This window comes from Pelagibius sp. CAU 1746 (assembly GCF_039839785.1).
GTDB lineage: Bacteria > Pseudomonadota > Alphaproteobacteria > Kiloniellales > Kiloniellaceae > Pelagibius.
Genome location: NZ_JBDOQT010000001.1, coordinates 1,000,134 through 1,022,528 on the forward strand (window position 1 = coordinate 1,000,134; position 22,395 = coordinate 1,022,528).

Annotated in this window: 20 protein-coding genes; 10 read left to right on the top strand and 10 right to left on the bottom strand. The window is 69.0% G+C overall.

From position 1 onward, the window contains the following. Window positions 1-3 precede the first annotated feature (3 nt). The gene (locus AAFN88_RS04765) at window positions 4-1,038 is read right to left on the bottom strand and encodes a beta-eliminating lyase-related protein (protein WP_347518612.1); all 1,035 of its coding nucleotides are present in this window, start codon (window positions 1,036-1,038) and stop codon (window positions 4-6) included. A 276-nt stretch (window positions 1,039-1,314) separates the two neighbouring features. Between AAFN88_RS04765 and lpdA the strand changes: the two genes are divergently transcribed. Next, window positions 1,315-2,724, top strand: coding sequence for a dihydrolipoyl dehydrogenase (lpdA, locus tag AAFN88_RS04770; protein WP_347518613.1), 1,410 nt, complete (start codon window positions 1,315-1,317; stop codon window positions 2,722-2,724). Between the two features lie 22 nt (window positions 2,725-2,746). On the opposite strand, the gene AAFN88_RS04775 is transcribed toward lpdA, so the two are convergent. Further along, entirely contained in the window at window positions 2,747-3,418 is a 672-nt protein-coding gene (locus AAFN88_RS04775) for an HAD family hydrolase (protein ID WP_347518615.1), read from the bottom strand. Window positions 3,419-3,513: 95 nt separating this feature from the next. On the opposite strand from AAFN88_RS04775, the gene AAFN88_RS04780 reads away from it, so the two are divergent. Next, a complete protein-coding gene (locus tag AAFN88_RS04780; protein ID WP_347518617.1) occupies window positions 3,514-4,752 on the top strand; it encodes an MFS transporter in 1,239 nt (412 codons plus the stop codon). 88 nt (window positions 4,753-4,840) lie between these two features. On the opposite strand, the gene AAFN88_RS04785 is transcribed toward AAFN88_RS04780, so the two are convergent. After that, window positions 4,841-5,299 (bottom strand): anti-virulence regulator CigR family protein, encoded by a 459-nt coding sequence (locus tag AAFN88_RS04785; RefSeq protein WP_347518618.1) that lies wholly within the window; start codon window positions 5,297-5,299, stop codon window positions 4,841-4,843. 178 nt (window positions 5,300-5,477) lie between these two features. Here AAFN88_RS04785 and AAFN88_RS04790 point away from each other — a divergent pair, with 178 nt between their 5' ends. Next, window positions 5,478-5,978 carry a GNAT family N-acetyltransferase gene (locus AAFN88_RS04790; RefSeq protein ID WP_347518620.1) on the top strand — a complete coding sequence of 167 codons (501 nt, stop codon included), beginning with the start codon at window positions 5,478-5,480 and terminating at the stop codon, window positions 5,976-5,978. Here AAFN88_RS04790 and AAFN88_RS04795 read toward each other — a convergent pair. Genes AAFN88_RS04795 through fsa form a run of 3 tightly spaced genes read right to left on the bottom strand, consistent with a single transcriptional unit; the run spans window position 5,975 to window position 8,413 of the window. Continuing rightward, on the bottom strand, window positions 5,975-6,976 hold the full coding sequence (locus AAFN88_RS04795) for a tyrosine recombinase XerC (protein ID WP_347518622.1): 1,002 nt from the start codon (window positions 6,974-6,976) through the stop codon (window positions 5,975-5,977). The genes AAFN88_RS04790 and AAFN88_RS04795 overlap by 4 nt on opposite strands. Then, complete coding sequence (locus tag AAFN88_RS04800; RefSeq protein WP_347518623.1) at window positions 6,949-7,725, bottom strand: DUF484 family protein; 777 nt, start codon at window positions 7,723-7,725, stop codon at window positions 6,949-6,951. Before AAFN88_RS04800 ends, AAFN88_RS04795 begins: the two co-directional genes overlap by 28 nt. Before the next feature lie 7 nt (window positions 7,726-7,732). Next, complete coding sequence (fsa, locus tag AAFN88_RS04805) at window positions 7,733-8,413, bottom strand: fructose-6-phosphate aldolase (protein WP_347518625.1); 681 nt, start codon at window positions 8,411-8,413, stop codon at window positions 7,733-7,735. A 142-nt stretch (window positions 8,414-8,555) separates the two neighbouring features. Here fsa and AAFN88_RS04810 point away from each other — a divergent pair, with 142 nt between their 5' ends. The 7 genes from AAFN88_RS04810 (at window position 8,556) to AAFN88_RS04840 (ending at window position 17,308) form a co-directional block, all read left to right on the top strand. Then, on the top strand, window positions 8,556-10,865 hold the full coding sequence (locus AAFN88_RS04810) for a primosomal protein N' (protein WP_347518627.1): 2,310 nt from the start codon (window positions 8,556-8,558) through the stop codon (window positions 10,863-10,865). A 417-nt stretch (window positions 10,866-11,282) separates the two neighbouring features. After that, a complete protein-coding gene (locus AAFN88_RS04815) occupies window positions 11,283-11,822 on the top strand; it encodes a F0F1 ATP synthase subunit delta (RefSeq protein ID WP_347518629.1) in 540 nt (179 codons plus the stop codon). Further along, on the top strand, window positions 11,822-13,354 hold the full coding sequence (gene atpA / locus AAFN88_RS04820; RefSeq protein ID WP_347521631.1) for a F0F1 ATP synthase subunit alpha: 1,533 nt from the start codon (window positions 11,822-11,824) through the stop codon (window positions 13,352-13,354). The genes AAFN88_RS04815 and atpA overlap by 1 nt, the downstream gene beginning before the upstream one ends. 47 nt (window positions 13,355-13,401) lie before the next feature. Next, the gene (locus AAFN88_RS04825) at window positions 13,402-14,292 is read left to right on the top strand and encodes a F0F1 ATP synthase subunit gamma (protein ID WP_347518630.1); all 891 of its coding nucleotides are present in this window, start codon (window positions 13,402-13,404) and stop codon (window positions 14,290-14,292) included. A 52-nt stretch (window positions 14,293-14,344) separates the two neighbouring features. After that, a complete protein-coding gene (atpD, locus tag AAFN88_RS04830) occupies window positions 14,345-15,766 on the top strand; it encodes a F0F1 ATP synthase subunit beta (protein ID WP_347518632.1) in 1,422 nt (473 codons plus the stop codon). 44 nt (window positions 15,767-15,810) lie between these two features. Further along, a complete protein-coding gene (locus AAFN88_RS04835) occupies window positions 15,811-16,215 on the top strand; it encodes a F0F1 ATP synthase subunit epsilon (protein ID WP_347518634.1) in 405 nt (134 codons plus the stop codon). Between the two features lie 274 nt (window positions 16,216-16,489). Further along, window positions 16,490-17,308 carry a ferritin-like domain-containing protein gene (locus AAFN88_RS04840; protein WP_347518636.1) on the top strand — a complete coding sequence of 273 codons (819 nt, stop codon included), beginning with the start codon at window positions 16,490-16,492 and terminating at the stop codon, window positions 17,306-17,308. Window positions 17,309-17,547: 239 nt separating this feature from the next. Here AAFN88_RS04840 and AAFN88_RS04845 read toward each other — a convergent pair whose 3' ends face one another. The 4 genes from AAFN88_RS04845 to AAFN88_RS04860 all read right to left on the bottom strand — a co-directional run bounded on the left by AAFN88_RS04845 (window position 17,548) and on the right by AAFN88_RS04860 (window position 22,394). Next, window positions 17,548-18,045 (bottom strand): RNA pyrophosphohydrolase, encoded by a 498-nt coding sequence (locus tag AAFN88_RS04845; RefSeq protein ID WP_347518638.1) that lies wholly within the window; start codon window positions 18,043-18,045, stop codon window positions 17,548-17,550. Between the two features lie 10 nt (window positions 18,046-18,055). Next, window positions 18,056-19,537 carry a divergent polysaccharide deacetylase family protein gene (locus tag AAFN88_RS04850; RefSeq protein WP_347518640.1) on the bottom strand — a complete coding sequence of 494 codons (1,482 nt, stop codon included), beginning with the start codon at window positions 19,535-19,537 and terminating at the stop codon, window positions 18,056-18,058. A 170-nt stretch (window positions 19,538-19,707) separates the two neighbouring features. Next, a complete protein-coding gene (locus tag AAFN88_RS04855; RefSeq protein WP_347518642.1) occupies window positions 19,708-21,006 on the bottom strand; it encodes a S41 family peptidase in 1,299 nt (432 codons plus the stop codon). Beyond that, window positions 21,006-22,394: a peptidoglycan DD-metalloendopeptidase family protein gene (locus tag AAFN88_RS04860; protein ID WP_347518644.1), complete on the bottom strand. Its 1,389-nt coding sequence runs from the start codon at window positions 22,392-22,394 to the stop codon at window positions 21,006-21,008. Before AAFN88_RS04860 ends, AAFN88_RS04855 begins: the two co-directional genes overlap by 1 nt. Window position 22,395: the final 1 nt, after the last annotated feature.

A 22,395-nucleotide genomic window follows, 5' to 3' on the forward strand; every position in this document is an offset into this window, starting at 1 on the left:
CTGTCAGGCCGCGCCTGGTGCAGGCCGCCGCCGCTGCACAAGCGCCTGCTGCAGATGCCGAACAGCTTCGGTGATTTCCGTCTCGCTGAGGGGCATGGCGCTTTCGCGGATGGTGATTTCGAAGCGCCCGAGCCCTTCGTCCGGAGACTCCAGCGGCTCGTCGAAGAACCAGAATCCGCTCTCGGCGGCGACGTCGAGGGCGGCTTCCATGAGATCGCCCCCGGCGGTTTCCAGGGTGACATGGAAGGCATTGGCCTGTGGCGGGTCGGGGGTAACGACTACCCCGGGCAGTCTGGCAAGAGCAGCGGCGATAACCTTGGCCTTCTCGTGATAGAGCGGCATGCGCTCCAGGCGCTGGTCGAGCCCTTGTAGGGCTGAGGCGATGTAGGGGAAGAGGCGGCGCAACCGACCCCCGCAGCGCTGCTGCCAAATCCGTACTTCCTCGACCAGGTCTTCCGGGCCAGCCAGCGCGCCGCCCGCCAACCCACCGAGCCCTTTGTAGAAAGAAACGTAAAGCGAATCGAAAAGCCCGGCAATCTCGGCATGGCTGCGGCAGTAGAAGGGTTGGCTTTCCCACAGGCGTGCCGCGTCGGCGTGAAATGGGACGCTCCGCGCGCGGCAGAGAGCGGCAAAGGCCTCCAGTTCTCCCCAAGGGTGCAGGCGGCAGCCGATGTTCCGCAGCGGCAGCTCGAGAGTCACGGCCCCCAGGGGGGAGATGATGGCCTCTAGGTCGGCAGTGCCTGGCAGCCTCTCCCTTTCTCCCAGCCAGACAGGCTCCAAGCCAAAGACCTCGCGGTAGGCGTCCGCCTCGTCGGCGGCAATATGGCACTGGGGATGGAGCGCGACACTGCGCTGCCCGGCGCGGTCGGCCCAGACCCGGAGCGCTGCGTTTTGCAGCATTTTGCCGCTCGGCCCGAAGACCGCTGCCGGCTTGCCGAGCAAATCGGCGATCCGCTGCTCGAAGCCTTCCAGCAAAGCACCGCCGCCGTAATGGTCCGCGGCAGTGCCATCAGGGAGGTAGGCGGCGAGCCCGGCCAAGGTCTCCTTGGGACCGGGAGGCGGATCGAGTGACAGAAAACGGGTGCAGCCGAGATAGAGGGCTTTCTTGTCATGCTGCCTGGTTATTGGAGACTCCATGGGCTCACTGCTTGCCGATCTGTGCTATGGGCAGCTTAGACCAGACCCACGCAAAGGGCGAATGGCTGTTGCGTCCCTTGCGCCGCCCCTGCAGTCTTGTTCCTTCGGGGCGGCTGCGGCATGTTGGGCGCAATTCCGGACTACTCCTGTCCCAGCGCGCCCGAGGAAGAAGACATCATGAGCGACAAGCAGTACGACCTGGTGGTGATCGGCGGCGGTCCCGGCGGCTATGTGGCCGCGATCCGCGCCGCGCAGCTCGGCATGAAGACGGCCTGCGTCGAGGGGCGCGGCGCGCTGGGCGGCACCTGCCTCAACGTCGGCTGCATTCCTTCCAAGGCGCTGCTCCAGTCCTCCGAGAAGTATGCCGACGCGGCCAGGCACTTCGCCGGGCACGGCATCAAGGTGGAGGGCCTGGCCCTCGACGTGGCTGCGATGATGGCGCGCAAGGACGAGGTCGTGAAGGGCCTGACCAAAGGCATCGAGATGCTGTTCAAGAAGAACAAGGTCGACTACGTGAAGGGCTGGGGATCGATCCCCGCCGCGGGCAGCGTCAAGGTGAAGCTGGCCGACGGCGGCGAGGAAACCCTCTCCGCCAAGAACATCCTCATCGCCACGGGTTCCGAGTCGACGCCACTGCCCGGCGTCGAGACCGACGAGAAGCAGGTGGTCACCTCCACCGGCGCGCTGGCCCTCGACAAGGTGCCGGGGCAGATGGTGGTGATCGGCGCCGGCGTCATCGGCCTGGAGATGGGCTCGGTGTGGTCGCGCCTGGGCGCCGAGGTGACGGTGGTGGAGTTCCTCGACCGCATCCTGCCGGGCATGGACGGCGACATCGCCAAGCAGACCCAGCGCATCCTCGGCAAGCAGGGCCTGAAGTTCAAGCTGGGCACCAAGGTGACCGGCGCCAAGAACGGCAAAGGCGGCGTGACGCTCGCCTTGGAGCCGGCCAAGGGCGGCGAGGCGGAGGAACTGAAGACCGACGTGGTGCTGGTCGCCATCGGGCGGCGGCCCTTCACCGAGGGACTGGGCCTCAAGGAGCTGGGCGTTGCCATGGACAACCGCGGCGTCATCCAGGTCGACGAGAACTTCAAGACCTCGGTCGACGGCATCTACGCCATCGGCGACTGCGTGCCCGGCCCCATGCTGGCCCACAAGGCCGAGGAGGACGGCGTCGTCGCGGTGGAGCGCATGACCGGCCAGAAGAGCCACATCGACTACAACCTGGTGCCCGGCGTGGTCTACACCTGGCCGGAGGTGGCCGGCGTCGGCAAGACCGAGGAGCAGTTGAAGGAAGCCGGCATCGACTACAAGGTCGGCAAGTTCTCCTTCATGGCCAACAGCCGCGCCCGCGCCGTGGGCGACACCGACGGCGTGGTGAAGGTGCTGGCCGACAAGCGCACGGACAAGGTACTGGGCGTGCACATCGTCGGGCCCCTGGCCGGCGACATTTTGGCCGAATGCGTCACCATCATGGAGTTCGGCGGTTCGGCCGAGGATATCGCCCGCACCTGCCATTCCCACCCCTCGATGGGCGAAGCGGTGAAGGAAGCCGCCCTGGCCGCCGACGGCCGCGCCATCCACTCCTGACGCGCGGCCCGTTTCCGGCGGGCTACTCGACCGGGTTGAGGGCCGGCGTGATGCCGATCAGCTCCGGCAGTGCGGCCATGTCGTCGAAGGGCTGGCCGCCGGCAGCCTTCAGGGCGTCGGCTTCGGCCTCGGCGGTATAGGCCAACACCCGCATGCCGGCGGCGACGGCGGCGGTGACGCCCAGCAGGCTGTCCTCCACCACCACGCAGTTCTCCGGCACCTGGCCCATCTGCTCGGCGGCGTAGAGGAAGATATCCGGCGCCGGCTTGCCCTGCGCCACCATAGCGGCGGAGAAGAGGTTGTCGCCGAAGTAGGCCTTCAACCCGGTCAGCCCCAGGGTCAGGTTTATCTTCTCGAGAGAGCCGGAGGAGGCGACGCAGACCGGCGTGCCGCCGTTGCGAATGGTCTCCACCGCCACCGCTGCACCGGGCACCGCCTTCAGTTCGCGCCGGAAAGCCGCGTTGCGCCGGGTCTCGAAGTCTTCCTTCCAGCCCGGCGGCAGCGGCTTGCCGCGCCACTGCTCCACCGTGTCGATCACTCGCTGCAGGGTGCCGCCGACGAAGCGCGCGCGGCATTCCTCGTAGGTGATGGGGAGGCCGGCCGCGGAAATGGCTTCGGCCATGACGCGGTTGGCGATGGCTTCGCTGTCGACGAGAACGCCATCGCAATCGAAGATAACGAGTGCGGGAGTCATGGCGCGGAGTATAACAGCCTTCAGCGCCTTGCGGGGCGGGCAATGGCTAAACTTTTCGTGCCGGCGTCTCTTGGCGGCGGTTCGGCCGGGGACGGATGACGCAAGCAAGCGGGAGTCAGGACAAGGCGCGCGGTTGGGGCCTGGTGGCGCTGCTCTGCGCCACCCAGGTGCTGGGCATGTTGAACAACGCCGCTTTCCCGGCGTTGATCCCGGTGTTTCAGCCGCTTTGGGGGCTCAGCGGCACGGAGGCCGGCTGGATCAGCGGCATCTACTACGCCGGCTACGCGGCGGCGGTGCCGCTGCTGGTCACGGTGACCGACCGCCTGGACGCGCGCCGGGTCTATCTCGCCTCCTGCCTGCTGGGCGGTCTGGCCGCGCTGGGCTTTGCGCTCCTGGCCGAGGGGTTGTGGACGGCCATGGCCTTCCGGATGCTGGGCGGCGTCGGCCTGGCCGGCACCTACATGGTGGGCCTGAAGCTCCTCTCCGACCGCCTGGACGAGCGCCGCCGGCCGCGCGCGGTGGCGGTCTACACCGCCTTCTTCGGCATCGGCGCCAGCCTGTCGGTGCTGGTGGCCGGCGAGGCCGAGGCCCTGGCGGGCTGGCCCGCCGCCTTTTTCGCCGCCGCCCTCGGCTCCTTTCTCTCCTTCGTGCTGGTCGCCGCCTTCGTGCGCCCCCTGCCGCGCCGCTCCGCGCCGCCTCAGGAGGCGGGTCTTTTCGACTTCCGCCCGGTGCTGCGCAACCGCGCGGCGCTGGCCTACACCCTGGGCTATGCGGCGCACATCTGGGAACTCTTCGGCTTCCGCGCCTGGCTGGTCGCCTTCCTGGTCTTCGTCTTCGCCCGGCAGCCGGAGCTCGCCGCCGGGCCCTGGACGCCGACCCAGGTGGCGACGGTGATCCTGCTGATCGGCATGCCGGCCTCGATTCTCGGCAATGAGATCGCCACCGCCTTCGGGCGGCGGCGCTCCATCGCCGGCTTCATGATCGCCTCGGGTGCCATCTCCCTGGTCATCGGCTTCCTGGCCGCCGCGCCGCTCTGGCTGCTGGGCGTGCTGCTGGTGGTCTACGGCTGCGTCGTCATGGCCGACTCCGGCGCCCTGACCGCCGGCACGGTCATCGCCGCCACGCCGGAGCGCCGCGGCGCGACCATGGCGCTGCACTCCCTGCTCGGCTTCGGCAGCGGCTTCGTCGCCCCGCTGGCCTTCGGCGTGGTGCTGGACCTGGGCGGCGGCAGCGGCGCCGGCCTGGCCTGGGGCCTGGCTTTCGGCCTGCTCGGCCTCGGCGTGCTGACCGGCCCGCTTGTGCTTTTTCTGTTGGGCCGCCGCGGCGGAGCGTGAAGCGGGCGGGAAGGTATCCCCGCCTTGAATGGAAAACGGCCGCCCGGCGATCACCGGGCGGCCGCGTTCCTATTGGGTCGCTCTGGGGTCAGTTGCCGCGCAGCACGTCTCTCAGCACGTCGACGACCACGCGGGTGGCGTTCTCGACCAGCACCACGTCGGTGCCGACGATCTCGTAGCCGTAGCCGTCGCGCTGCGGCAACTGGCGGTGCAGGCCGTCGGGCAGGACCTGCTTTGCGATGCCCGGCGGCATGGTGCCGCCGCGGGCGATCTTCTTGCGGATGCCCGGGGGCAGTTCTTTCACCTTGCCGGCGGCCTTGGGGTGCTCGCCGAAATAGTCGCGGATGATCCGCTTTTCGTCGTCGCCGAGCACGGCGCCGAGCACGCCGGCGGTCACGCCTTCGACAACGTCTTCGGTCGCCATGCCGTCGTTGGGCTTGCCGGGATTGCCGTTGCCCTTGCCCTTGCCGTTGCTCTTGCCCTGGGCCAGCGCGGGGCCGGCGGCGGCGAGCAGCAGGATGAGGACGGCTGCCAGAATACGGACCATGGGGCGATCTCTCCTTACTGGATTGCCTGCGGATCTCTGTCGGTGTCGTAGCTTATACGGTTCATCTGGCCGAAACGTGTAGCCTGATCGACGATTTTTCTCGAAAGAGCAGATTTCTCAACCAGATGGCGCAATTCCATGCCAAGCTTCCCCTATACGACGAGGGGCTGATTTTGCCATGGAACTTGAGACGCCGCGGCTGTTGCTGCGCCCGCCGCGGTTAGCGGATGTGCCGGCGCTTTTTGTGTTTCTCGGCGATGCCGAAGCGATGCGCCACACCCACGTCGATCGCTCGCTGCGACAGTGCCGGCGCCGCATCGCGGTCCACGAGCGGCGCCGGCGCCGCGACGGCTGCGCGCCCTGGGCCGTGATCGACAAGGCTGACGGCCGCACCGTCGGCTGGGGTGGGCTTTATGAAGATCCCTTCGATCCCGGCTGGGGTATAGAGATTGGCTACAGCCTCCATCCCGACGTCTGGGGGCAGGGCTATGCCAGCGAACTGGTCGCAGCCTCTCTCCGCATCGCCGACGACGTCCTGCAGTTGGCGGAGGTCCGGGCTTTCGCCCGGCCCGAGAACACGGCCTCTTGCCGCGTTCTCGCGAAGTTCGGATTCCAAGAGGTGCGTTTCGTCCCGGAGATGGAGCGCTGGCTTTTTCAGCGCCGGCGCGGCGGCGCTTAGCGTTTTTGCGCCCGCGGATGCGCCCGGTCGTAGACTTCCAATAGGCCGGCCACGTCAACCTCGGTGTAGCGCTGGGTGGAGGCCAGGGAGGCGTGTCCCAGCAGTTCCTGAATGGCGCGCAGGTCGCCGCCGCCGGCCAGCAGGTGGGTGGCGAAGGAGTGGCGCAGGGCGTGCGGCGTCGCGCTTTCCGGCAGGCCGAGCAGCAGGCGCAGGTCGCGCATCCGCTGCTGCACCTGCCGGGCCCCCAGCGGGCCGCCGCGCTTGCCGAAAAACAACGGCGCGTCGCCGTCCTGCGGAAAGGGGCAGGCGGCCAGGTAGTCGGCGATGGCCTCGCGCACGACGGGCAGCAGCGGCACCATGCGCTGCTTGTTGCCCTTGCCGGTGACCAGCAGGGAGTCCTGACCGGCCTTGGGCGCCATGGCGCGGGTCAGGCCCAGCGCCTCGCCGATGCGCAGGCCGCAGCCGTAGAGCAGCAGCAGCACGGCGACGTCGCGCTTGCCGATCCAGTCGTCGTCGCTGAGCTCCGCCACCGTGGCGATGGCCTCCTCGGCCTCGGCGGCGGTCAGCGCCTTGGGCACGGCTTTCGGCACCTTCGGCGTGCTCAGCGCGGCCAGCGCCGTGTTCTCGGCCAGGCTGCGGCGCTTCAGCCAGCCGAAGAAGCCGCGCAGGCTGGACAGCGCCCGGGCGGTGGAGGTCCGCTCAAGGCCGGCGCCGGCGCGCGCGGCCAGCCAGGCGCGGAAATCGCCGGTGGTGAGGCGGGCGAGGTCGGCCAGCGCCGGCGCCTGGCCCAGGTGTTCCATCGTGAAGGCAAGGAAGTGGGCGAGGTCGCGCTGGTAGGCCAGACAGGTGTGCGGCGAGGCCCGCTTTTCGTCCCGCAGCCAGGCTTGCCAGTCGCGCAGCGCCGCCTGCAGGTCCCCAGCGGCGGGAAAGGCGGCGGCGGTCGGGGTCTTCCCCGACCGTGCTCTTGGGTTCAGCTTTCGCTCGGCAGGTGCAGCCATTTGCGGAAGGTGACCTCCAGCACGCGGGAGAGGAAGGCCAGCAGCTCCGTGCCCTGGCCGGCATGGAAGGCGCCGCTCTGGCGCGAGCCCAGCGCCAGCAGCGCCGGCGGCGTGTTGTCGCTGATCTTCAGGCGGATCAGCGCGTCGGAGCGCACCAGCCCGGCGGCGCCGTCGAAGATCGCCGGGTCGCCGGCGACGTCTTCGCGCAGCAGCAGGTTGCCGTTCGGCCCCAGCAGGGCGTCGACGCTGCCCGTCTCCAGGCAATAGACGCCGGCGGTGGGCTTCCAGGTGACGCCCTCGGCGGCCTGCTCGACGCCGATGGTCACCACGTCCAGGTCCAGGATCACCGCCAGGTCGGTGGTGATGGTCTCGACGAACTCCGCGAAGCTGCGCGCGCGTAAGAGCGCCAGGATGGCCTCGTGCACCCGGCTTTGAGTGGCCAGGTTGCTGCGGCCGGTGGCGACCAGGTCGTCGCGCAGTTGTGCCATGTCGTTCAGTTCGCCGCGCAGGCGCTGCACCATGAACTGCTGCAGGTCGACGACGCCGGCGCCGCAGTCGCGCGCCGGCGGCGTCAGGACGTCCAGAAGATCCGGGTGATCGGCCAGGAATGCGGGATGGCGGCGCAGGTAGGCGGCCACCTGGTCGCCGGAGACCGGCTGCGCCGGCCCGGCGGCCGCTCTGCCTTCACCGGTCTTGCTCCCGGCCTTGCCGGCGCCGGCGGCGGTCTTGGAAACCTCTTTCCCGGGCATTTCCTTCTCAGGCACTGCGGCGTTCGTCCTTGCCCAGAATGCTCTGGCCGGTCTTGGCCCAGTCGGCGAGGAAGGCGTCGAGTCCCTTGTCGGTCAGCGGATGCTTGTACATGGCGCGCAGCACCGCCGGCGGGATGGTGGCGACGTCGGCGCCCATCTTCGCCGATTCGATCACGTGGCCGACGTGGCGCACGGAGGCGACCAGCACCTCGGTCTGGAACTCGGGATAGGCGTTGTAGATCTCGACGATCTCGGCGATGAGCTGCAGGCCGTCGGCGCCGGTGTCGTCCAGTCGCCCGACGAAGGGCGAGATGAAGGCGGCGCCCGCCTTGGCCGCGAGGATCGCCTGGGCGGCGGAGAAGCACAGCGTCACGTTGACCTTGATGCCGTCGTCGCTCAATGCCTTGCAGGTCTTCAGGCCGTCGACCGTCAGCGGCACCTTGACCGCGATGTTGTCGGCCAGCTTCGCCAGGGCGTGGCCCTCGCTCAGCATGTTCTCGAAGTCGGTGGCGGTGACCTCGGCGCTGACCGGGCCGGGAACCACCTCGCAGATCTCCTTCAGCACCTCGAAGAAGTCACGGCCGCTCTTGGCGACCAGCGAGGGGTTGGTGGTGATGCCGTCGACCAGTCCGGTCTCGGCCAGGTCGCGGATCTCCGCGATGTCGGCGGTGTCGATAAAGAATTTCATGCTACCGGGTTTGTCCTTCTTGCCTCTATGCCCTCGCCGCTCCGCTGCGTCGCCAGCGGGCGTGCCTGCATCGAATAGGAACCTGCAAGGGCGCCGCAGCCGGGCGTTGGCCGCCCCTGCCGGCGTCGTTAGAGTGTAGCGGATGCCAGACCGCCATACCAGCACTGCCACCCTGCCGCTCGACCTTGTTCCCGAGGAGGGACAGGCGTGCCGCGTCGCGGTGTTGCTGCCGCTGCCGCTGACCGGGCCCTACGACTATTTGGTGCCGCCGGAGCTGGCCGAGGAAACGCCGGTTCAAGCGGGCAGCGTCGTTCGGGTGCCGCTGGGCCAGCGCGAGCTGGCCGGCGTGGTCTGGGACCAGCCGCTGGACGCCTCGCCTGCCGGGGGCGAGGCTGCCGGCAGCAAGGAGGTGCCGCTGGAAAAGCTGCGCCCGGTTCTCGAGGTTTGTCCGGTGCCGCCGCTGACCGAGGTGGCGCGCCGCTTCCTCGCCTGGGTTGCCGACTACACCCTGGCCGCGCCGGGCGCGGTGCTGCGCATGGCGCTGTCCTCGCCCTCGGCGCTGGAGCCGCCGCGCCCCATCACGCTCTATCGGCGGGACGAGGCGTCAAGTGCGGAAGGGCTGCGCCTCACGCCGGCGCGCAAGCGGGTGCTGGCGGAGCTGGAAGAGGGGCCGGCGCGCAGCCTGGCGGAGCTGGCCCAGGCCGCCGGCGTCGGCACCTCGGTGGTCAAGGGCCTCGCCGAGGCGGGCGTTCTGGAGGAGGTGGAACTGATCCGGGAGCCGGCCTTCGAGGCACCCGATCCGGCACACCCGGGCCCGGCGCTGTCCGTGCAGCAGGCCGCGGCCGCCGATGCCCTGCGCGAGACGGTGAAGGAAGGAGCCTTTTCCGTCACCCTGCTGGACGGCGTCACCGGATCGGGCAAGACCGAGGTCTATTTCGAGGCGATCGCCGCGGCCCTCGCCGCCGGGCGCCAGGCCCTGGTCCTGCTGCCGGAGATCGCGCTCTCGGCGCAATGGCTGGAGCGTTTCGAGAGGCGCTTCGGCGTCGCCCCGGCGCTGTGGCACTCCGACCTGACCTCGGCGCAGCGCCGCGCCACCTGGCGCGCCACGGCCCAGGGCAAGGCCCCGGTGGTGGTGGGCGCGCGCTCGGCGCTCTTCCTGCCCTATCCCGACCTCGGCCTGCTGGTGGTCGACGAGGAGCACGAGAGCGCGTTCAAGCAGGAGGACGGCGTCACCTACCACGCCCGCGACATGGCGGTGGTGCGCGCGCAACTGGGCGCGGTCCCGGCGGTGCTGGTCTCGGCCACGCCGTCGCTGGAATCCCTGAACAACGTGCGGACGGGCCGCTACCGGGCGCAGCACCTGCCGGAGCGCCACGGCGGCGCGGTGCTGCCGGAAGTGACCCTGGTCGACCTGCGCGAGGACAAGCCGCCGAAGCTGGAGGGGGTCGGCCCCGGCTGGCTGTCGGGCGCGCTGCGCCAGGCGATCGCCGAGACCCTGGCCGCCGGGGAGCAGGTGCTGCTGTTCCTCAACCGCCGCGGCTATGCGCCGCTCACCCTCTGCCGGGCCTGCGGCCACCGCCTGCAGTGCCCCAACTGCACGGCCTGGCTCGTCGAGCACCGCCTGTCCGGGCGGTTGCAGTGCCACCACTGCGGCCATGCCTCGCGCCTGCCGCCGGCCTGTCCGGAGTGCGGCGCCGAGGGCACCTTGACCGCCTGTGGACCCGGGGTCGAGCGACTGGCCGAGGAGGCCGCGGCGCTCTTTCCCCAGGCACGCCAGGGGATGATGACCAGCGACACCCTCTCGGGGCCGGAAGCGGCCGCAGCGTTGGTGCGTGCGGTACAGGACCGCGAGGTGGACCTGCTGATCGGCACCCAGATCGTCGCCAAGGGCCACCACTTTCCGCATCTGACGCTGGTCGGCGTGGTCGACGCCGACCTCGGCCTCTATGGCGGCGACCTGCGCGCGGCCGAGCGCACCTATCAACTGCTCCACCAAGTCGCAGGGCGGGCCGGGCGCGCCGAACGCCGCGGGCGGGTCTTCCTGCAGACCGCCGAGCCCGAGCATCCGGTGATGCAGGCCCTGGCGGCGGGGGCCGAGGAACGGGGGCGCGATACCTTCTTCGAGGCCGAGGCGGCGGCGCGCCGGGCCGCCGGCCTGCCGCCCTTCGGCCGTCTGGCAGCCCTGGTGCTCTCCGGGCCCGACGCCCGCCAGGTCGACGAGGCGGCCCGCGCCCTGGCCCAGGCCGCCCCCCGCGGCGATAGGGGCGTGACGGTCCTGGGTCCGGCGCCGGCGCCCCTGGCGGTGCTGCGCGGCCGGCATCGCCGGCGCTTCCTGGTCAAGGCGCCGCGCGGCTTTCGCCTGCAGCCTTTGCTGCGCCACTGGCTGGGCCAGGTGAAGCTGCCCTCTGCGGTGCGCCTGCAGGTCGATATCGACCCCTACAGCTTTCTTTGAAGCTGTCGGCCGCCGTGCGCCGGGGCCGCCGGCCTGCCCGGCTTGGCGGCAGGCGCCGGAAGTGATGAAAAAAGCGGCAGATCCATGCCCTTGCCGGGAGGCCAGTCGGCCCGGCCCGGGAGGCGGGCAGCGGCCCGCCGGATGTCCCGCGACATCCCCGCGAAACGCCGCGGAAATCGTCCTGGGGAAGCGCCGTAAACCGCTGATGAGAAAGTGGCAAAAAGTCGCTCCTACCCGCCTTGCAACGCCCAGGCTCCTATGATACCAAACGCGCGCTCGTGGGCGGCTTCCCCGCCCTGTGTAAGGCCCGGATGTCGTTGTTTCATCTGATAACGGGCCAGCCGCGCGGGCAGGGGTAAACCCAGGGCGTCAACAAGGACTTCGAGGACATCGGGCTTGGCTGGTGATATCACGAGCATGAGCGACCTGGCGGGGCGCTATGCCTCCGCGTTGCTCGATCTAGCCGACGAGCAGAAGCTGCTGGATCAGGTCGCCGACGACCTGAAGGCGCTGCGTTCGTTGATCGCGGAAAGCGAAGATCTGCGCCGGCTGCTCGACAGCCCGGTGTTTTCGCGTGAGGAGCAGCGCAAGGCCATGACCGCGCTGATGGAGAGGGCCGGAATCGGGGAACTGACCCGCCGTTTCGTCCTCGTGGTGGCCGATAACCACCGCCTCTTCGCGCTGCCCGCGATGATCGAGGCCTACCTCTCAGAACTGGCGCAGCGCCGCGGCGAAATCACCGCCGAGGTGACCGCCGCCCGCAACCTGTCGGACGCACAGCAGGCCGCCCTCCTGGAGGCTCTGCGCTCTGCCGTCGGCAGTAAGGTTCAGCTTGACCTGAAGGTCGATCCGGCGCTGATCGGCGGTCTCGTCGTCAAAGTCGGCAGCCGCATGATCGACTCTTCGCTGCGTAGCAAATTGCAAAGACTTCAACTCGCCATGAAAGGGGTCGGATGATGGACATCCGCGCCGCGGAAATTTCCGCCATTCTGAAAGACCAGATCGAAAACTTCGGCAACGAGGCGGATGTCGCCGAGGTGGGGCAGGTGCTCTCGGTCGGTGACGGCGTGGCCCGTATCTACGGCCTCGACAATGTGCAGGCCGGTGAGATGGTCGAATTCCCCGGCGGCATCAAGGGCATGGCGCTGAACCTGGAAGTCGACAACGTCGGCGTCGTGATCTTCGGCGAAGACCGCGGCATCAAGGAAGGCGACACGGTCAAGCGGACCGGCGAGATCGTCGACGTGCCGGTGGGCCGCGGCCTGCTGGGCCGCGTGGTCGACGCGCTGGGCAACCCGATCGACGGCAAGGGCCCGATCGAAAGCACCGAGCGGCGCCGCGTCGAGGTCAAGGCGCCGGGCATCATCCCGCGCAAGTCGGTGCACGAGCCGATGCAGACCGGCCTCAAGGCTATCGACGCGCTGATCCCCATCGGCCGCGGCCAGCGCGAGCTGATCATCGGCGACCGCCAGACCGGCAAGACCGCCATCGCGCTCGACACCATCATCAACCAGAAGCCGATCAACCAGGGCGACGACGAGTCGAAGAAGCTGTACTGCATCTATGTCGCCGTCGGCCAAAAGCGCTCCAGCGTCGCCAAGCTGGTGAAGATCCTGGAAGACAACGGCGCGCTGGAATACTCCATCATCGTGGCCGCCACGGCCTCCGAGCCTGCGCCGCTGCAGTTCCTGGCGCCCTACACCGGCTGCACCATGGGCGAGTTCTTCCGCGACAGCGGCACCCACGCGGTCATCATCTATGACGATCTGTCGAAGCAGGCCGTCTCCTACCGCCAGATGTCGCTGCTGCTGCGCCGCCCGCCGGGCCGCGAAGCCTATCCGGGCGACGTCTTCTATCTGCACTCCCGCCTGCTGGAGCGCGCGGCGAAGATGGGCGACGCCGCCGGCAACGGCAGCCTGACCGCCCTGCCGATCATCGAAACCCAGGCCGGCGACGTCTCGGCCTACATTCCGACCAACGTGATCTCGATCACCGACGGCCAGATCTTCCTGGAAACCGGCCTCTTCTATAAGGGCATCCGCCCGGCGCTGAACGTCGGCCTGTCGGTCAGCCGCGTCGGCTCGGCCGCGCAGATCAAGGCGATGAAGCAGGTGGCCGGCACCATTAAGCTGGAGCTCGCGCAGTACCGCGAGATGGAGGCCTTCTCGCAGTTCGCCTCCGACCTCGACGCCGCGACCCAGCGCCTGCTGGCCCGGGGATCGCGCCTGACCGAGCTGCTGAAGCAGCCGCAATACTCGCCGCTCGCGGTCGAGGAGCAGGTGGCGGTGATCTTCGCCGGCGTGAACGGCTATCTGGACGGCGTTCCGGTCACCAAGGTAACGGCTTTCGAGCAGCAGCTGCTCGCCAAGCTGCGCGCCGAGGGCACGGACATCCTGTCGGCCATTCGCAGCGAGCAGTCGATCTCCGACGCGACGAGCGAGAAGCTGAAGAGCTTCCTCGACGGCTTCGCGAAAACCTTCGCGGCCTGATTTCAGACCGGGCGACCGACTAAAAAAAGCGGAGCGGGGCACGGCGAATGCCGAATCTTAAAGACCTCAAGGTGCGGATCGACAGCGTCAAGTCGACGCGTAAGATCACTTCCGCCATGAAGATGGTGGCGGCGGCCAAGCTGCGCCGCGCCGAGGAAGCGGCCCAGGCGTCGCGCCCCTATGCCCAGCGCATGGATCGCATGCTGGGTTCCCTGGCGGCGGCAGCCGCCGGGCAGGCCGGAGCGCCGAAGCTGCTGGCCGGCACGGGCAGCGACGATACCCACCTGATCGTGGTGGCGACGGCCGACCGCGGTCTCTGCGGCGGTTTCAACACCTCCATCGTGCGCGAGGCGCGGCGGATCATCCGCAGTCTCGTCAGCGACGGGAAGACGGTGAAGATCCTCTGCGTCGGCCGCAAGGGGCGCGACCAGTTGCGCCGCGACTACGGCTCGATGATCGTCGATACCATCGAGGACGTGGCCAAGCCGGCCCTCAACTTCGAGAAGGCCTCGTCCATCGGCGAGCGCGTCGTCGGCATGTTCGAAGCCGGCGAGTTCGACGTCTGCACCATGATCTACGCGGAGTTCCGCTCCGCGATCTCGCAGATCGTCACGCCGCAGCAGCTCATTCCCTTCGCGCCGCCCAAGGCCGAGGAAGGGGAAGAGAGCAACGGCCTCGACGGCGCGGTCTACGAGTACGAGCCGGGCGAGGAGGAAATCCTCACCGCGCTGTTGCCGACCAACATCTCCATCCAGGTTTTCAAGGCCTTGCTGGAGAATGCGGCGAGCGAGCACGGCGCGCGCATGACCGCGATGGACAACGCGACGCGCAACGCCGGCGACATGATCAACAACCTGACACTGATCTACAACCGCACGCGTCAGGCCGCGATCACCGGCGAACTGATCGAAATTATTTCCGCTAAGGAAGCGATGTAACGGTGGACGGCAGGCTGACCCCAAGGGGCGGCCGGCACCAAGGAGCAAGAAGATGGCAGCAAACCTCGTTGGCAAGATTACCCAGGTGATGGGCCCGGTGGTGGACGTGCAGTTCACCGGCGACCTGCCGCCGATCCTCAACGCGCTGGAGACGACCAACGACGGCAAGCGTCTGGTCCTCGAAGTCGGCCAGCACCTGGGCGATAGCGTTGTGCGCACCATCGCCATGGATGCGACCGAGGGTCTGGTGCGCGGCCAGGAGGTCACCGACACCGGCAGCCCGATCACCGTGCCGGTCGGTCCGGAGATGCTGGGCCGCATCATCAACGTGATCGGCGAGCCGATCGACGAGCGCGGCCCGGTGAACGCCTCGCACAACGCCCCGATCCACCGCGAGGCGCCGGAGTTCGCCGACCAGTCCACCGAAGCCGAGATGCTGGTCACCGGCATCAAGGTCGTCGACCTGCTGGCCCCTTACGCCCGTGGCGGCAAGATTGGCCTCTTCGGCGGCGCCGGCGTGGGCAAGACGGTGCTCATTCAGGAGCTGATCAACAACGTCGCCAAGACCCACGGCGGCTACTCGGTCTTCGCCGGCGTCGGCGAGCGGACCCGCGAGGGCAACGACCTCTATCACGAAATGATCGAGTCCGGCGTTATCAACCTGGAGGGCGACTCCAAGGTGGCGCTGGTCTTCGGCCAGATGAACGAGCCGCCGGGCGCGCGTGCCCGCGTGGCGCTGACCGGCCTGTCCCAGGCGGAGTACTTCCGCGACGAGGAAGGCCAGGACGTGCTGTTCTTCGTCGACAACATCTTCCGCTTCACCCAGGCGGGCTCCGAGGTCTCGGCCCTGCTCGGCCGCATTCCCTCGGCGGTGGGTTATCAGCCGACGCTGGCCACCGACATGGGCATCCTGCAGGAGCGCATCACCACCACCAAGAAGGGGTCGATCACCTCGGTGCAGGCCATTTACGTGCCGGCCGACGATCTGACCGACCCGGCCCCGGCCACCTCCTTCTCGCACTTGGATGCGACCACGGTGCTGTCGCGCCAGATCGCCGAGCTGGGCATCTACCCGGCCGTCGATCCGCTCGACTCCACCAGCCGTATTCTCGACCCGCAGGTCGTCGGCGAGGAGCACTACAACGTGGCCCGCGAAGTTCAGCGCATCCTGCAGAGCTACAAGGCCCTGCAGGACATCATCGCGATCCTGGGCATGGATGAGCTGTCGGAAGAAGACAAGCTGACCGTGGCTCGCGCGCGCAAGATCCAGCGCTTCATGTCGCAGCCCTTCGACGTGGCTCAGGTCTTCACCGGATCGCCGGGCGTGCAGGTTTCCATCGAGGACACCGTGCGCGGCTTCAAGGGCATCTGCGAGGGCGAGTACGACCACCTGCCGGAAGCCGCCTTCTACATGGTCGGCGCGATCGAGCAGGCCGTCGAGAAGGCCCGCAAGCTGGCGGCGGACGCGGCCTAGGGGCCGCTTCGCCAAAGACTCGATAACGAACGGACGGCGCAACGATGGCCGAAGCTAAAGTCGCATTCGAACTGGTCTCCCCGGAGCGCCTGCTGCTCTCCCAGGAGGTCGACATGGTCGTGGTGCCGGGCGAGGAGGGCGATTTCGGCGTTCTCGAACGCCACTCGCCGATGATCTCGACCCTGCGTCCCGGCGTCATCCAGGTGCACGACGGCGGCGGCGTGACGGAGCGGATCTTCGTCGCCGGCGGCTTCGCCGAGGTCACCCCGGCGCGCTGCACCGTGCTGGCCGAGGAAGCCCTGCCGGTCGGCGAGATCGACCGGGCGGCGGCCGAGCAGCGCCTTTCGAACGCCAAGGACGACCTGTTGGACGCCAAGGACGCCGGCGAAAAAGCCGCGGCTGAGCGTCAGGTCAAGGTTGCCGAGGAATTGCTGCGGGCGGCCGGCTGATCGCCGCCGTCCGGGCTTTCCCGCACTTTCACCCGATTCCCACGTCCCGGGCCCCGCATTGCTGCGGGGCGGAAAGCCGTTGCGCTTCAGTGCCCTGCGGCCTGTTTCACGGGAAGCCGTTGATTCGGCAGAGTCTTCTAGATAGGCTGCGGTTTCGCAAAAGCGTCACGGACGCGGCGGCGCTAGAGATTCCTTGAGGTTTCCCCGCAATCCTGGATCGCAACCCCTTCGACTTTGATCGTTTGAACCCTAATCGTTTGGCGGAGCCTTTTCGATGACCGGCGGTCACTGGACCTTAGACGACATCCCCTGGCACAGCTTCGATCCCGCCAAGGCCGACCCCGAGCTGGTGAAGATCGTCAAGGCCGCCAGCATGGTCGAGTACAACAGCGCCGACTACGCCACCTATCTGCGCAACGTCTTTCCCGACGACGCCGGGTTCCACGCGGCGGCCGATGCCTGGGCCCAGGAGGAGATCCAGCACGGTGCGGCGCTGGCGCGCTGGGCCAAGCTGGCCGACGACAGCTTCGACTTCGAAGAGAGCTTCGCGCGCTTCCGCGCGGGCTACCAAATCCCGCTGGAGGCCACCGATTCCGTGCGCGGCTCGCGCTCCGGCGAACTGGTGGCCCGGTGTATCGTCGAGGTCGGCACTTCCTCCTACTACGCCTCGATCGGCGCCACCACCGAGGAGCCGGTGCTGCGCGAGGTCTGCCGCCACATCGCCGCCGACGAGCTGCGCCACTACAAGCTGTTCTACACCCACCTGCGCCGCTACCTGGAGCAGGAGAACATCGGCAGATGGAAACGCCTTGCCGTCGCGCTGGGCCGCATCGGCGAGAGCGAGGACGACGAGCTGGCCTACGCCTTCTACGCCGCCAATGAAGACCCGGCGGCGCCTTACGATCGCAATATCCACGGCCGCGCCTATATGAAGCGGGCCATGGCCTGTTACCGCGAGCCGCAGGTGCGCCGCGCCGTGGCGATGATCTTCAAGGCCGCCGGCCTCAATCCCCAGGGCCGCACCGCCGGCCTGGCCGCCCGCGCCGCCTTCGGCTTCATCCGCTGGCGCGGCCGCCGGCTGGCCGCGGCCTGAGGCAGAGGCGCAACGCCACTGAACGGCTTGGCGGCCGCAAGGCTGTCACCCCCGCCCTGACCCTCCCCCATCGAAGGGGGAGGGGACTACTTGCTGTGCCTCGAGCAGATCAGGGTCGGCTGGAATTGTCGAAGGCGATCCACCGGCCCTGTGAATCCGACCTGGCCTTCTGCTTTTCCCTCCCCCCTTGATGGGGGGAGGTTAGGAGGGGGGTGGGCTCCAGGTCGGTTGAAAGCCGACTAGCGCCGTCCCAGCAGGTCCCGGAACTCCGAAACCACGGCGCGGTAGGTGTCGCGCTTGAAGGGGATGACCAGGCCCGGCACGTCCTCCAGCTCGACCCACTGCCAGGCGTCGAACTCCGGGTGCTCGGTCGCCAGGTCGATGTCGGAGTCCCGTCCCATGAAGCGCAGGGCGAACCAGCGCTGCTTCTGGCCCCGGTACCGGCCCTTCCAGACCTTGCCGACCAGGTGGCCGGGCAGGTCGTAGTGCAGCCACTGGCGGCTTTCGGCGACGATCTCGGCCTTGGCGGTGCCGATCTCCTCCTCCATCTCGCGCAGCACGGCTTCCTGCGGGGTCTCGCCTTCGTCGATGCCGCCCTGGGGCATCTGCCAGATGTTGTCGCCCTCCCTGGCAGTGTCGATGCGCCGGCCGACGAAGACCTTGTCGTCGCCGTTCAGCAGCAGCATGCCGACGCAGGGCCGGTAGGGCAGCTTGGCGATCTCCTCGGGGCTCGGCATGGGCGCGTCCTCAGAAGGTTTTCTGCTGATCGGCCAGCGCCGATATCGGCGCGATAACGTAGCCGCGCGCCGTCAGCTCCGTCGCCCATTCGGCCAGGCGCTCCAAAGTGACGGGATAGGGCTGGGCCATGGCGACGGCATAGCCCTCGCTCAGCGCGATGCGCTCGATCTGCGCCAGGCGGGCGTCGATGGCGACCCGGCTGGCCTGGCGCTCGTCGACCGAGCGGTTGTTGATCGCCCTGGGCAGGCCGATCTCGCGCGCCAGCTCGGGCACCACCGAGTCCTGCGTCGTGCGCCGGTCGAGGAAGATCAGGCCGCGCGCCTTCACGTCCTGCAGGATCGGTTCCATGGCGCTGCGCGAGGCGGTGAAGCGCGAGCCCAGGGCGCCGGCGACGCCGACATAGGCGCTGCCGCGGCTCAACACCCAGTCCAGCCGGTCCAGGTTCTCCTCGGCACTGAGCTTCACCAGAAGCCCCTGCGGGCCCGGGTCTTCGTTGGGAAAGGTCGCGGGCTCCATCGGCAGGTCGATCATGACCTCGTGGCCGCGCGAGCGTGCCAGGGCGATCCAGCGCTCCAGCCCGCGGGTATAGGGGCTGAAGGAGAGCGTGACCGCCGGCGGCAGCCTGTTGATCGCTGTTTCCGTCGCACCGTCGGAGATACCGAGGCCGGTCAGCACCACGGCGATGCGCGGGCGCTCGTCAGCCATGTTGAAGGGCTGGCGGTAGCGTTCCCAATAGGGCAGCTGCTCCGGCGCCGGCGGGATGACGGGGATCGCGGCGACCTGTCCCGAATCGGGTTCTCCGGCCTCCGCCTCTTCGGTGCTGGCTTTCCCGGATGAGGAACTCCCGGCAGCGGGGCTTTCGGGGGCGGGGCTTTCGGGGGCGGGGTTTTCGGGAGCGGGCTCTGCCGCGGCGGGTGCCGCCTGGGCGCTCTCCGCCTGGGCGCTCTCCGTCTTCGGGGGCTGTCCGCCGTCTGCAGTGCCGGCCGGAGGTCCGGCCTGGTCCTTGGCGGCTGGCGCCTCTGCGGGCGCTGTCTCCGCAGGTGCCGCCGGTTCGGGCCGCGGCGGGGCCGCGGCGGCGGCCGGGGCCTGCTCGGGCGCCGTCTCGGGCGCTTCCCGCGGCTCGTCCTCGGGGGCTGCCGCTTTCGCCGCCGGCGGCGGCACCGGCGGGCTACCCGCCTCGGGGGGCGTTTCGCCCGCCGCCTCGCCCGTCGTTTCTGCCGTCGTTTCAGGGCCGGCTTCGGGGGAAGGCGCGGGGGAATGCTCGGGGCCGGGAGCCGGCAAGGGAGCTTCGGCGCCGGCCTGCCGCGCCGCCGCTTCCTCGCTGTCCGGCGCTCCCGCGCCGCCCGCTCCGGGCAGGGCAAGGATCACCGGCTCGGTCCGGGGCGCCGGGGGCGGCTGCAACAAGGCGAGGGCAAGGGCACCGCCAAGGGCCGCCAGGACGACGAACCAGGCGGTCAGCAGCAGGCCTCGGTTGGCGAGAAAGCTATCCAAGGCCGGCCGTTCTCAGACCGGGCGCCGTCTGTGCCCGCCGCACCGGCGGTCTGGGCCCAGGCGGCGTCCCTGCCGTCGCGAAGCTGATTGGCGACGTGGCTTCATCGAAGTGGTACCGGCCCCTCTTGCGGCGCGACTCCGCGCCGAATCAACGAATGTGAACCTTCCTTTTAGTTCACGACCCGCTGATTATAAAGCGCCAGGCCACGCAACAGGTCGAAGGCGCGGGCCAGTTGGTAGTCCTTCTCCGTCGCCTCGGAGAGCACATGGCTGTCTTCCGCTGCCTCGTCGCTGGGCTGCTCGCCGACGCCGTTCCGCTCGTTGGGATTGGTCAGCGCGCCGCGCAGGTCGGCTTCGCGGCGCCCGGGGCGCGCCGCCTCGGCCTGCTCTACCGTGGCCTGCTCGACCAGGATGTCCGGGTCGATGCCGAGAGCCTGGATGGAGCGGCCGGAGGGCGTGAAGTAGCGCGCCGTGGTCAGCCGCATGGCGCCGTTGAGGCCCAGCGGGATGATGGTCTGGACCGAGCCCTTACCGAAGGAGCGGGTGCCCATGACGATGGCGCGGCGATGGTCCTGCAGGGCGCCGGCGACGATCTCCGAGGCCGAGGCCGAACCGCCGTTGATCAGCACCACCACCGGCAGGCCGTCGGCCAGGTCGCCCGGCGTGGCGTTGAAACGCTGGGAATCTTCGGCCACGCGGCCGCGGGTGGAGACGATCTCGCCTTGTTCGATGAAGGCGTCGGAGACCTCGACCGCCTGATCCAGCAGGCCGCCGGGGTTGTTGCGCAGGTCGACGATGTAGCCGCGCAGGTCGCCGCCGGCCTCGGCCTTGATCTCGGTGAAGGCCTTTTCCAGGCCCGGCATGGTCTGCTGGTTGAAGGTGGTGACGCGGATGTAGCCGACGTTGTCCTCGATACGGTTGCGCACCGACTGGATCTTGATGACGTCGCGGGTGATGGTCAGGTCGAAGGGTTCCTGGCTCTCGCGGCGGATGGTCACCGTCAGGTCGGTGTTCACCGGGCCACGCATCTTCTCAACCGCTTCGTTCAGAGTCAGGCCCAGGATCGGCTCGCCGTCCAGGTGGGTGATGAAGTCGCCCGGCTTTACGCCGGCGCGGAAGGCCGGGGTGTCGTCGATCGGCGAGACCACCTTGACGAAGCCGTTTTCCATGGTGACCTCGATACCCAGGCCGCCGAACTCGCCCTTGGTCTGCACCCGCATGTCGCCGAAGGATTCGGCGTTCAGGTAACTGGAGTGCGGATCGAGCGTGGAGAGCATGCCCTGGATGGCGTACTCGATGAGCTGCTGGTCGGTCACTTCCTCGACGTAGTCGGCGCGCACGCGCTCGAAGACATCGCTGAACAGTTTCAGTTGCCGGTAGGTGTCGGACGAGTTTTCCTGCGCCGGCGAAAACTGCGGCACAGCGATCAGGAGGGCGGCAACGATGGCCGCGATCTGGAGTTTGCGCATTAACCTCGCACCTTGTCGTCGTTTGTCGCCAACCAGGGGAGCGGATTGATGGCCTGCCCTGTGCGGCGGAGTTCCAAGTACAGCTCCGGGCTGCTGCCTGCCGTGTCGCCCATCCGCGCGACCGGCTCGCCGGCCAATACCCACTGCCCGACCACGGCGTCGATCCGATCGAAACCGGCCAATATCGTATGATATCGCCCGCCATGGTCGATGATCAAGATAAGCCCATAACCGCGAAACGGCCCGGCATAGGCGATTTTCCCGTCGAAGGGCGCAACCACCTGGGCTCCCGGACGCGCCCGGATGGAGATTCCCTTGTCGGTGGACCCCGGGGTATCGCTGTCCTGCCCGTAGAGCCGCACGACCTCGCCGCGCACCGGCACCGTCAGGCTGGCCCCGGCCTCCGGAAAGGGGCGCAGGGAGGCCGGGCGGGTCAGGCGGGCGACCTGTGGGTTATCCTGTTCAACTTGCCGTGAGGCGGCCTCGGCGGCTTCGCGCGCCTGCTGCGCCTTGGCGGCGGCGCGCGCGGCGGCTTCGGCCTGCTGCCGTTCCAGGGCCACGCGGCGGGCGGCTTCCTGCTCGGCGGCGCGGCGCAACTGCTCCTGGCGGCGGTGCGCGGCGGCCAGGCGGCGCTCCTCCGCGGCGCGGGACTCGGCCTCCAGCCGCTCCGTCAGCTCGCGCAGGTCGAGGGCGTCCTTGACCAGCCTGGCGACGCGCTGCTGGGCGGCGCTGCGCTCGGCCTCGGCGGTTTCCTGCAGCTCGGACTTGCGGCCCAGCAGCGCCGTCAGGCGGTCGCGCTCGCTGCCCAGTGAAGCGGCGGCGGCGGCCAGGTCGTCGCGTTCGATGGAGATGCGCGCGCGCACCACCGCCAGGTCGCCCAGCTCGGCCCGCAGGGCGGCGGCCTGGTCTTCCAGCTTGGGGATGGCGACCCGCAGCAGCAGGGCGGCGCGGGCGGACTCGACGGGCGTCTCGCTGCGCGCCAGGGCGGCCTCCGGCGGCTGCAGGGCGAGGCGCTGCAGGGCGCCGAGCGTGCGGCCGAGCTGCTTGCGCCTTTCGTCCAGGGCCGCGGCTTTGGCGGTTTCCTCCGCCTTCAAATCCTCCAGAAGGCGCTCGGTCGCCGTCATCTCGCTTTCCAGATCCTGGGCGCGCTTGGCGGCGGCGATGGCCTTGGCGCGCAGCGCCTCGACCTCCGTGGCCAGGGCTTCGGCCTCGGCGGCCAGAGCTTGGGCCCGCGCCTTGTCCTCGGCCAGGGCGCGCTCCAGCTCTTCCAGGTTCTGATTCCGGTCCTGGGCCGCGGCGGAGAACGACGGTCCCAGCGCAAGCAGCAGCGGCAGCAGGGCGCCGGAGAGAGTCCGGCAGGCACGATACCGCTGGGGGTGGCTGCTCAAG